Origin of the sequence: Mycobacterium sherrisii (assembly GCF_002102355.1) — a bacterium.
Classification (GTDB): domain Bacteria; phylum Actinomycetota; class Actinomycetes; order Mycobacteriales; family Mycobacteriaceae; genus Mycobacterium; species Mycobacterium sherrisii.
Genome location: NZ_LQPT01000071.1, coordinates 1 through 1,048, shown reverse-complemented (window position 1 = coordinate 1,048; position 1,048 = coordinate 1). Strand labels below are relative to the sequence as shown.

General features: G+C 66.6%; 1 protein-coding gene. It reads left to right on the top strand.

Features of this window, described 5'->3' with window-relative positions:
• Positions 1 to 414: 414 nt before the first annotated feature.
• On the top strand, positions 415 to 1,008 hold the full coding sequence (locus AWC25_RS12025; protein ID WP_158089742.1) for a site-specific integrase: 594 nt from the start codon (positions 415 to 417) through the stop codon (positions 1,006 to 1,008).
• Positions 1,009 to 1,048 lie beyond the last annotated feature (40 nt).

The following is a 1,048-nucleotide window of genomic DNA, read 5'->3' as shown; positions in this document are numbered from 1 at the left end:
ACCACGCCCTTGCGGTTACCGCGCCGGGCCGGGCAGATCGCCACTGAGACGCCGTAGTGCTTGGCGACCCCAGCGAAGTCGACGAACGGGTCGAACGGATCCGGGCCGGGCCGGGCACGCACCCCCGGCGTGCCGTCACCAGCCAGATACTTGCGGACCTTATGCCGCAATGACCGTTATGCCGCGCGGCTGTCCAGGTTCCGGGTCCGAGTGGGTGATCGGCTCGCGCCGATCGGCATAACCGCAGGGCTCCTGGAGGCGTCATACTGGTTGTTGGGGCGGCCGGTAGAGATGGCGGCGCTTGGTTCTGGATTGGCGGGTGATCCGGCCCGGATAGTGGTGGTCGGGCCGTTGGGGGTGTTCCCGGCCGGGCTGCGGGTCGAGTTAACCAGGCAGGGGTTCAACCGTCATGCAGTGGCTCAGCACATCCACCTGCTGGCGCATTTGAGCGGATGGCTGCACGAGCACAAACTGGCGGCCGATGACCTGGATGCCGATGTGCTGCAAGCATTTCTGTCGGATCGGCGTGCTGGCGGCTTCGGGTTCTTGACATCGACGCGCGGCTTCGCGCCGATGCTGAAGTACCTGCGTGGTCTGGGCGTTGTTCCGGCGCCAGGATTGCCGACCCCGGTCGGTCCGGTGGATGTGCTGCTGGCCGAATACCGCCGCTATCTGGCGGCGGAGCGGAGTCTGGCGCCGCTGTCGGTCGATCGGTATCTGACCACCGCCCGGTTGTTCCTGTCCAGGTTTCCGGCGCCGCTGGACACCTCGTTGCAGGCAATGTCGGCCGCGCAGGTCACCGAGTTCCTTGTGGCCGAAGCCTGCCGTCGCCGGGCCTGGGCAGCCAAATCTCTGGTGACCGCGCTGCGGTCGCTGCTGCGGTTCCTGCACATCAGCGGCCGGATATCACATTCGTTACTGGCGGCGGTGCCGTCGGTGGCAGCCTGGGGACTGGGATCCCTGCCTGTCGCCCGCCACGGTGATGGGACCGGTTTGAGCTGGGTTTAGCCACGGTCATGGGACCACCTGATTGCCAGTCATGGGACCA